This is a genomic window from Gemmatimonadota bacterium (assembly GCA_026706845.1).
In the GTDB taxonomy this organism is placed as follows: domain Bacteria; phylum Latescibacterota; class UBA2968; order UBA2968; family UBA2968; genus VXRD01.
The window spans coordinates 1-9,153 of record JAPOXY010000122.1 but is presented as its reverse complement, the minus strand read 5'-3'; the positions used below and the strand labels follow the sequence as shown (position 1 = coordinate 9,153).

Genomic DNA, 9,153 nt, shown 5'->3' with positions numbered 1-9,153 from the left:
TATGAGCCAGATTAAGGGAGAGGTCACTTTTGTTTAAGGGAGAGAAAAAATGTCCTATCGATTAACACCAGAAGATGTGCGGTTCTTTCACGACGAGGGGTATCTCGGGCCATATACGATGCATTCGCCAGAAGAAATGGATCGGATTCGGCCTGTTGTTGAGCGTGAAATTTTTGAAGCCGAAGGCCCGTTTCACGTCAATCGGCAAAAAGCGCGGCATCTCGATAATCGAACGATCTACGATCTGTGTACACATCCGACAATTATGGATCGGATAGAAGGCATCCTCGGTCCGGATATCGTGCTCTGGCAATCCAACTTTTTTAACAAACCCCCCGGTGCCAAAGAAATTCCCTGGCATCAGGATATGAATTTCTGGTCCACCGAAATAGAACCGGGTATCAATGTTTCTGCCTGGTTAGCCATTGACGATACAGATGTCAGCAACAGTTGTGTTCAGCTTATGCCGGGGTCGCACCGAAAAATGATTCCGCACATTAAAGCAACGCCTGAACAGGCTTTTCGCGAACAGGGCGACCCCGATCACATCGGTGTTGACCCGGATCGCGTTGTGAAGATGAAAATGAAAGCCGGACAATTTTTCCTATTCACCGAGCGCATGCTCCACTACTCAGCAGCCAATACGTCTGATCGCCGACGCCTGGGATTGGCCATACGCATTACCATTCCGATTGTGCGCTGTTACAAAAGGTATCACCTTCATCTGGTGCGCGGTGAGGATCGGATGGGATTTAATGTGTATGGAGATGCACCGAAGTGATGAAGACAATGCGAGTCTATGAATTTATGCTTACGCTTGCGACTGAGCCTGATCTGGATAAGACTGATCGGCTCTATGGGTATTTTGGTGAGAATGGTGCAGCGCCAGAAAGTGTCCTGGATTTTACGCTCGTTATACAATCTGGAACACCGATTGCGAATTGTACCGTAGAAGCTAAATCGTTCGAGGCCGCACTGGAATCGGTGTTGCCAAAACTGCGCGAGGAAGGTCTTCAGGTTGTGCGCGTGGAGGTTGATGAGGTGGGATTGGCACTTCTTCAAGAGGCGATATAATGGCTTAGATGCCTTACGAATAGCTGTTTATCTTTTACTGAAAGCGATCAAAATCCATGAAAAAAGCCATACTCCACGGTCCGCGGGACCTTCGCATTGAAGAGCACCCGCTTGATACAAGCGCGCTTGGTGCTGATGATGTCTGGGTTGAAACGCAGATCAGCGCGTTTAAAATTGGAACAGATCGGGGTAATTTTGAAGGCGCAGATCGCGTACCAGGTGCGCCGGACTATCCGCGATTCGTTGGCGATAGCAATCTGGGTATTGTTCGCGGTATTGGTGCCGGGGTCACGCGCTTTGAGGTTGGCGATCGCGTTGTGGCGACTCAGCCTCACCAATCTGAATACATCATAAGCCAGTTTGGTGACATCTTCAAAATACCCCCTGATGCCGACGATGAAGATGCTGTGTATGCACACCTCTATGCGCTCAGCGCACATTGCTATCACAAAGCGTTATTTAGACCCGGCGAAAATGTCGCCGTTGTTGGTCTGGGTGTTCTCGGTCTGGGGGCAGTCGCTTTAGGTCCTCTGTTTGGTGCCCGCGTCGTAGGGCTTGGAAATAGTGCCATCAGGTTAGATATGGCAAAGCAAATGGGTGCCCACGCGGCTTATTTATCAGACGATCCAGATCTCGAAGAGAAACTCGACGCTTTTACAAATGGAAGAGGTATTGATCTGGTTATTCTGACAGCGAATCCCTGGCCGGCTTTCAAAACATCTGTTGAAATTGTGCGGCAAAATGGCCGGGTCTCTATCGTCAGTCTTCTGGGGCGGGGCGAACCACCGCTTGACTTTAACCCTCTGGCAATGGAATGGTTTTACGCCAAGGGGATATCTCTGATTGCCGTGCATGGAGAGGATGCCCAATTATATCCGCATGCCGATGCATCGGGTCATTTGGGTCATTGCGATCACGTTCTTTCTCTTATGGCAGAAAAAAAACTTCAGCCCAGCCGTCTTATTACGCACCGTTTGCATTATACGGAAATGGTCCAGGCTTATGAAATGGCCTACGTGCGTGAAAAATCTATGCTGGGTGTCATTTTTAATTGGCGGGAATAGGCTATGTCACATGATGTCACAAAATCGTTAGAACTGTATAAGAAAGCGGGAGAACGCATTCCGGGTTGGACACAGCTCATCAGCCGAAGGGCTGACCGGGTTGCAAATGGGGTCAGTCCTCTCTATGTCGCGCGATCAAAAGGCGCGCGATTTGTCGATGTTGACGGCAACGAGTATATCGATTGGATTCGCGCTTTGGGGGCTATTATTTTGGGCTATGCAGATCCCGTTGTCGATGGTGCTGTAAAAAAGCAGATAGATCTGGGTAGTCTGCATTCCATGAACAGCGCGCTCGAAATTGAGCTTGCAGATGAATTGATCAATACCATACCGAGTGCTGAAATGGTGCGCTATACAAAGGGGGGAGGGGAAGCCTGTGCGGTGGCTGCGCGTATTGCTCGGGGTACGACAAATCGAGATGTTATCCTTTTTTGCGGTTATCACGGGTGGCACGATTGGTATCAATCGGCAAATTATCTCGTCGATCCCGAGAGTGGAGAATATCCCTTTGCCGGTATTGAACCGATTGGTGTGCCGCGTGCTCTGGCGGGAACAGCGATTCCATTTACCTATGGCGATCTCGATATGCTCGGCCGTTTACTGAACGAATATCAGGGCGAGGTTGCCGCTGTTATGATGGAACCCGCTCGGTCTGAGTGGCCCGAAGAGGGGTATCTCGAAGGGGCCAAAGAGCTTGCCCGCAGGCACGGCGCTCTGTTCATCTTCGACGAAGTCTCCTGCGGTTGGCGCGAGTCTATTGGCGGTATGCAGAAATATTTGGGTGTTACGCCAGATATCACGGTGATTGCCAAAGGCATGTCCAATGGTTATCCGATGGGGGCTGTTGTTGGATCTCGGGAGGCGATGGAACCCGCCAAAGCGATGTTTATTTCCAGTTCGTACTGGAGCGATAATGTCGGTCCTGTTGCGTCGCTGACCACCATCCGCGAACTCAAAAGGCGCGATAGCGAGACACATCTGGCCGAAATGGGCCAAAAAGTAGCCAGGGCAATTGACGAAGCTGTCTCGTCTGCTGGTCTTTCGGGTTCTTGCAAGGGGTTTCCCGCAACGCCTAATCTGGTGCTCGATTTGCCCGATGAGGCGTTGCGCGGCAAGGTTCAGACGCTTTTTATTCAGGAGATGGCTCGCCGGGGTGTGCATTGTTACATGGGTTTTGGTCCTACGCTTGCACATACAGAAGAAGATGTGCGTATTACGGCTGACGCGGTTGAAGCCTCTTTGCGCGTCATAAAGCAGGGGCTTGAAAATGATTCTATCGACGATCTGCTCATTTGTGATCTGCACTCGGAACCCTTCCGCCGGATCGTCCGATAAAGGAGTAAAAAATGGCATTGACAATTGACGAAAGGCCTGCACAGCCGGGGGAATGGGGATTTAGACCGGAAAATGTGACGACAGAGGAGACGCCACCGGCATTTGTGTGGCGCCCGCAGGAGAATGCTGCGAGCTATGATATCCAGTGTGCGCGGGTCGCGGATTTTTCAAAGGTCGCGTACGAGGCTAAGGGCGTGACATATACGGTTCATCGCCCAGCAGAGGTGTTTGAATCGGGGCAATGGTATTGGCGATTCCGATTTGTCGATGGGTGTGGACAGGTGTCGGATTGGAGTTCGGGGCGCGCTTTTGTGATTGCCCAGAATGCAAATGCATTGCCCTTGCCCAAACGCAGTGAATTGATCGGGCGCATCCCAAAGAGCCATCCGCGCCTGTTTGTGCGTCCAGAGGATTTGGATAGCTTGCGCACACGGGCACGGGGAGACCTGAAACCGATTTACGACGATCTGGTCGCAACATGCGAAGATATCCTGGCCGATATGCCATCTACCAAAGAACCGCCCCTGTATCCCGAGGGGACTGTTGTTCTGAGTGAGGAATGGCGGGAGATCTGGTGGGGAAACCGGATGTACACGATTCGCGTGTTAAACAGCGCGGCGACGCTGGCTTTTACGCGGCTTTTGGGTGGGCAGGATTACTACGGTGAGAAGGCGAAAGAACTGCTGCTGGCGTGTGCCAAATGGGATCCCCTGGGGGCGACTGGCTATCGGTATAATGACGAAGCTGGTATGCCTTATAATTACTATTTTTGCCGCACCTATACATTTGTGAACGATTTGTTGAGCGAAGAAGAGCGCGAGATATGCCGCGCGGTGATGAAGGTGCAGGGGCAGGAGATGTACGATCATCTGGCGACTGAGATGCGCTATTTGTGGCATCCTTATGGCAGCCATGCCGGTCGTGCCTGGCATTTTTTGGGTGAGATTGGTGTGGCGTTTTTGGATGAGATTCCCGAGGCGGAGGAGTGGGTGTGGTTCGCTATGAATGTATTTGGCGCCGTGTATCCCGCGTGGTGCGATGAGGATGGTGGTTGGCACCAGGGATTGCAATACTGGGCGAGTTATGTTCAGCGCTTTACGTGGTGGGCGGATATCATGCAGGCGGCAATGGGGATTGATGCGTACTGCAAACCGTATTTTGCGCGTGCTGGCGATTTCCCGATGTATTTTCAGCCTCCCGGTACGCGAGGGGGTGGCATAGGCGATTTGACGACGATGAGAACGTCGGATCAAAATTGCGATTTGATGCGCACGCTGGCGGCTCAGGCGCGCAATCCATACTGGCAGTGGTATGTGGATATGCACCCGGAGAAAGTGAAAAAGGAGACGAGAGAGCGTCGGTTGGATGCCGTGGGCGCTGGTCGGTCGCTCTATATCGATTTTGTGCGGGGTGCGTTGCCAGAAGTGTGCGCAAAAGCACCGGTGGATTTGCCTGCTTCAAAATGTTTTCGCGGCACGGGGTTGGTGGCGATGAATTCGGATTTGAGGGATGGGAAAAACAATGTGTCGGTCATTTTTAAAAGCAGTCCATTGGGATCACAGAGTCACGGGTTTGACGCGCAAAATTCGTTTTCGCTATTTGCTTTTGGCGAGCGTTTATTGATCCACACAGGGGAGCGCGATATTCACGGCAGCGACCACCACAAGAATTGGATGCACCATACAAAGTCAACCAATTGCATTGGTGTAAATGGCGAGAGTCAGTTGCGCAACCAGGCTGCAGCAATGGGTGAAATTCTGGATTTTCAAACGTCGGATGTATTTGATTATGTGGTTGGCGAAGCCGCTCCGGCATACGGGGGAAAGCTGAAGAAATTTACGCGGCAGATTTTGTTTGCCAAACCCGATGCGGTGGTGATTTGCGATACGGTAGTGGCACGAGAGGCTTCGGTATTTCAGTATTATTTGCACGCTGAAACGGAAATGGATATCGAGGGGCAGACGCTAAAAATCACGACGGGTGGTGCGGGCTGTGTGGTGTCTCTGCTGCGTCCAGAAAATTTGAAAATCAGTCAGACAGATCAGTTTGACCCACCACCGAGGGAGCGCGTTCAACTCAGGGAATATCACGTGACGGCAGAGACGACGATGCCGCGTAAAGATGCCACATTTATTGCGGTATTGCGACCGCACAGGGCGGGGGATGTGCCCGAAGGTGATCCGGTTCTGGTGGACGATGGAACTATAGTGGTGCCGTTGCCCAATGGCGAGTTGAAGGTCTGGGTGGGTGAGACATTGCGCGCGGAGAAAAGAGATCAAAACGGTGTTGTGGTGGCAACGTTGTGTTGAGCCTCGCGGGTCTCTGGAAAGAAGAGGGTGAGAGATGGATGAAATACGCATCGGCATTGCCGGATTGGGACATCGTTCCCGGCACTGGATCAATACCTTGCTAAAGATACCGGGCTACCGCATTACCGCACTCTACGACTGGATTGAACCGCTGCACGATCGGGCGTTATCTCTGATCGAGTACCGAAACGATGTCAGGGTTTTCAGCGATTACGAGGATTTTCTGGCCTATGAGGATATGGACGCAGTCGGTCTGGTCGTTCGTCGGAAGGATCAGGGGGCGATGGCGGCGCAGGCTCTGGAGGCGGGAAAGCATGTGAATATGGAGGTGCCCGCCGCACATACAATGGAGGACTGCTGGCGGATTGTGACTGCGGCAGAACGCACGGGGCGGGTTTATCAGCTTGCAGAACAGACGCGTTATTGGGGGTTTGTGGAGGCGTGGCGAGATCTGGTGGCTGAGGGGCGTTTGGGGCGGGTGACCTATTGCGAGGGGCAGTATATCGGATATTACGGCACTCGCCAGTTTTTTCAGGACTATAAGACAGGCGAGCAGTGCAGCGTGGAAGAGCTTTCGGCGCATCCAGAAGCAGAGCCTACGTGGCTACACCTGATGCCTCCAATTCACTATCTTCCGCACGAGTTGAGTCCGATGCTGAAGGTATTAGACGACCGGGTAATTGAAGTAACGGCGATGAGCACTGCGTCTCCCAGCTATTCGCATCCAGAGATCGATCAACCTGATATTCAGGTCGCATTGATGAAGACGGAGAAGGACAGGCTGTTGCGGATGGTGACCGGGTTTACTCAGAAGATTCCGAGTCGCAGGGGGCATCACTGGTACCAGATCATCGGGACGAGGGGATGCATGGAGTGGAAACGGTCGGAAAAGGGACGTCCCCTGATGTGGCTGGCGGATTCCCAGATGCACGATCTGGCTGAAGTGGACTGGAAGTTCGAGCGCACTGACGCGCCTGCAGAGGCGCACGGCAGCGGTCACGGGGATGCAGATTATTACGTCCACACTGCTTTTTGGAATGCCGTAGTTGGAAATAAACCCCTGGAGTTCGATGTGTACAGGGCGATGGAGACGGCGGCACCTGCGGTTCTGGCTGCGGAGTCCATTCCCCGGGGAACCGAGTTGATGAAAGTTCCCGATTTTCGTCCGAATGAGATGCGATCTTCCGGGCAGATGCCAGAAGGAGTCTGAGCATGCGTGTCGGCATTTTATCCGATGGACCTGATCTTTCGGCTTACCTTGCCGAGATTTTCAATACGTGGGGATTGGTCCTGTACGAGGTGGTGGAGCCGGACCGGATTTCAGAGCTGGATCCCGAAGATGCGCCAGTGGTGGTTTGTCCTGCGTCTCAAAGTAGTAGTTCTCTGGTTGATTTTGTGCGCCGGGGTGGGACGGTGATCTGCTTTTTGCCCGAGGGACCTCTGGCTGAGGCAGCCGGACTTGTGTATGAGGGGGAAAAGGACGTGCCACTGCGGCTGCGCGTTACCGCTTACCCGGCTGCGGGCATAGCGGGAGAGCGATTTCCAATTGTGGGCCGTGCGAATAACTATAGCCCGGCACCTGAGGTTCGGGTGTTGGGCTATTTTTCATATACAGACCGCTATGAAGGAGAAAGGGTCGGGATTACGGAAACAGCGGTTGGGCAGGGGAGGATCGTGGCGTTCGCGTTTGATCTGGCTCTTTGTGTCCTATTGCTACGGCAGGGCGATCCGAATCGCGCCGAGGTGATTCCCGAAGGGACCGGGTGCGCCCGTCCCTCCAGCTTGGCGATTGATATCGGGCCTCTGGACTCTGGCTGGGTTCCCTTTGCTGACCTGCTTTCCAGGCTCCTTGTGGATACGGTGCGGCGTTACCTGCCGGGTCCTGTGCCGCTCCTGTCGCATCTGCCGGGGATGGCACCCGGCATCCTCCTTTATTCCGGTGATGAAGATAATGCGGACGTGGCGAGCAATGATGCGGAATTCGAGTGTGTGGCAGCCGCAGGCGGGCGCATGAATCTCTATCTTATTCCGAATAGGACCCAATCTACGATGTCAGACGTGGAGAGGTACCGCGTTCAGCACGATGTGGGGCCGCATCCGAATCTCCGACCGCTGGACGGGTGCTCTATATCAGAACGTCTAACAGAGTTCGAGCGACAGATCCGAATGTTTCAAGACCGGTTTGATACGCCCGCGCGGTCCCTGCGGAATCACTGCACAGCATGGGCCGGATATCTGGAACCTGTGGAGGTTATGGAGAAACTGGGTGTGGGTATGGATGGGAATTATTTTTCCGGCACGTATGGATACAGCCGGGAGGATGCGCCGTATGCTGCGTTTGGAGGTGCTATGCCGATGCGTTTCTGCTGGCCAGATGGTCGGGTGCTCAATGTCTTTCAGCAACATACGCAGCTTGCAGATGATATTATGTTCGGGACCGCAGAATATTCCTACCGGCTGTCGCCACAGGTCTTTGCCGGTGTGCTGGACCGGATTTTCTCGGATATCGAGACCCGCTTTCACACGCCCTATGGGGTGTGTATCCACCCCGGCAACTGGGTGAGGTTTTCGCGGTCGCAAGGACGAGAATTGCTTCGCCAGGCGAATGAGAGGCGATTTCCCATCTGGTCTTTCGACGAGTGGCTGGCGTTCTGGGAGGCGCGCGATACGTGGCGGTTCAACGGGATGACCCGGCAGGGATGCAGGTTGCAATTCGCGCTTGAGGGGGAAAGATCACACGACGCGCTTTGTCTTGCGATCCCAGTGAAAAACTCGGAGACATCTCTTGCTGAGGTGATGCTGGACGGGGAGCGTGCAGAGTGGCAGACGGTTCGGCGCTACGGGGAGGACCTCGCGCTTGTGTCTATACCGGCTGGGGCAAGGACTATATCGGTTAGTATTATGTATGGGAGCGTATGAAGCGCTGTCACCAATGGAGGAGATCGCAATGCGTTTTGGTATTGGCCGCAGAGATATTACCCCGCCGCTTTACACTCATATGCACGGGTACGCAGCAAGGCGAGATACGAACGATGGGGTGAACGATCCCCTGACGTTTACAGCGATTGTGATGGAAGAGGGAGGACAGCGCGCACTATTGGGTGCTGCAGATATATGCACATTTCCGAATGACGGAAGTGTGTCGGGTTTTCTGGAGCAGGTTGGAAAGGCGATTGGCTGTCCGGCGGATGGTGTGATGCTCAATGCCTCGCACACCCACGGGGGACCGAGGATGCCGAGTTCTTCTCGGTACTGGAGAGATTTTCCTTCGCGAACGGTGATGGAGTACAGGGACCAGCTCTACGCGCAGGTACTGGAGGCCGCCCGCGAGGCTGCGGATAATCTGATGGAAGGGAGCCTCTGGTATGGGG

General features: G+C 53.5%; 8 protein-coding genes. All 8 read left to right on the top strand.

Features of this window, described 5'->3' with window-relative positions; all coding sequences use genetic code 11:
- Positions 1 to 49: 49 nt before the first annotated feature.
- Positions 50 to 781, top strand: coding sequence for a phytanoyl-CoA dioxygenase family protein (locus tag OXG87_11890; GenBank protein ID MCY3870251.1), 732 nt, complete (start codon positions 50 to 52; stop codon positions 779 to 781).
- The gene (locus OXG87_11885) at positions 781 to 1,074 is read left to right on the top strand and encodes a hypothetical protein (protein MCY3870250.1); all 294 of its coding nucleotides are present in this window, start codon (positions 781 to 783) and stop codon (positions 1,072 to 1,074) included. Before OXG87_11890 ends, OXG87_11885 begins: the two co-directional genes overlap by 1 nt.
- 56 nt (positions 1,075 to 1,130) lie before the next feature.
- On the top strand, positions 1,131 to 2,138 hold the full coding sequence (locus OXG87_11880) for a zinc-binding dehydrogenase (protein ID MCY3870249.1): 1,008 nt from the start codon (positions 1,131 to 1,133) through the stop codon (positions 2,136 to 2,138).
- A 3-nt stretch (positions 2,139 to 2,141) separates the two neighbouring features.
- A complete protein-coding gene (locus OXG87_11875; protein MCY3870248.1) occupies positions 2,142 to 3,473 on the top strand; it encodes an aminotransferase class III-fold pyridoxal phosphate-dependent enzyme in 1,332 nt (443 codons plus the stop codon).
- A gap of 11 nt (positions 3,474 to 3,484) precedes the next feature.
- Positions 3,485 to 5,782 (top strand): DUF4962 domain-containing protein, encoded by a 2,298-nt coding sequence (locus tag OXG87_11870; protein ID MCY3870247.1) that lies wholly within the window; start codon positions 3,485 to 3,487, stop codon positions 5,780 to 5,782.
- Positions 5,783 to 5,816: 34 nt separating this feature from the next.
- Entirely contained in the window at positions 5,817 to 6,992 is a 1,176-nt protein-coding gene (locus tag OXG87_11865) for a Gfo/Idh/MocA family oxidoreductase (GenBank protein ID MCY3870246.1), read from the top strand.
- A 2-nt stretch (positions 6,993 to 6,994) separates the two neighbouring features.
- A complete protein-coding gene (locus OXG87_11860) occupies positions 6,995 to 8,701 on the top strand; it encodes a hypothetical protein (GenBank protein MCY3870245.1) in 1,707 nt (568 codons plus the stop codon).
- 28 nt (positions 8,702 to 8,729) lie between these two features.
- A partial coding sequence (locus OXG87_11855; protein ID MCY3870244.1) for a hypothetical protein occupies positions 8,730 to 9,153 on the top strand: 424 nt, incomplete at its 3' end.

What these genes read in the sequence shown, in the direction of transcription:
- OXG87_11890 (MCY3870251.1), top strand. Translation starts at nt 50, where the DNA reads ATGTCCTATCGATTAACACCAGAAGATGTGCGGTTCTTTCACGACGAG.
- OXG87_11885 (MCY3870250.1), top strand. Translation starts at nt 781, where the DNA reads ATGAAGACAATGCGAGTCTATGAATTTATGCTTACGCTTGCGACTGAG.
- OXG87_11875 (MCY3870248.1), top strand. Translation starts at nt 2,142, where the DNA reads ATGTCACATGATGTCACAAAATCGTTAGAACTGTATAAGAAAGCGGGA.
- OXG87_11880 (MCY3870249.1), top strand. Translation starts at nt 1,131, where the DNA reads ATGAAAAAAGCCATACTCCACGGTCCGCGGGACCTTCGCATTGAAGAG.
- OXG87_11860 (MCY3870245.1), top strand. Translation starts at nt 6,995, where the DNA reads ATGCGTGTCGGCATTTTATCCGATGGACCTGATCTTTCGGCTTACCTT.
- OXG87_11865 (MCY3870246.1), top strand. Translation starts at nt 5,817, where the DNA reads ATGGATGAAATACGCATCGGCATTGCCGGATTGGGACATCGTTCCCGG.
- OXG87_11870 (MCY3870247.1), top strand. Translation starts at nt 3,485, where the DNA reads ATGGCATTGACAATTGACGAAAGGCCTGCACAGCCGGGGGAATGGGGA.